1 pseudogene is annotated in these 247 nt (G+C 58.3%); it reads left to right on the top strand.

Features of this window, described 5'->3' with window-relative positions:
* Positions 1 to 247 (top strand): annotated as a pseudogene (locus tag AAEY83_RS17600) (GABA permease); the annotation flags it as partial.

Below are 247 nucleotides of genomic sequence, written 5' to 3'. Positions count from 1 at the left end.
GGCGGAATCGAAGGACCCAGGCAAGCAGATCTCCAAGGCGACCAACTCGGTGATCTGGCGGATCGGCCTGTTCTATCTGGTTTCGATTTTCATCGTGGTGGCGCTGGTGCCGTGGAACGATCCTACCCTGGCCAACCTCGGTTCCTACCAGACCGTACTTGAGCGCATGGGCATTCCCAACGCCAAGATGATCGTCGACATCGTTGTGCTGGTGGCAGTGACCAGTTGCCTGAACTCGGCGCTGTAC

It is taken from the genome of Psychrobacter sp. TB20-MNA-CIBAN-0197 (assembly GCF_040309765.1).
GTDB classification, from domain to species: domain Bacteria; phylum Pseudomonadota; class Gammaproteobacteria; order Pseudomonadales; family Moraxellaceae; genus Psychrobacter; species Psychrobacter submarinus.
The sequence above is the reverse complement of the archived record's forward strand: the minus strand, read 5'-3'. Positions and strand labels throughout refer to the sequence as shown.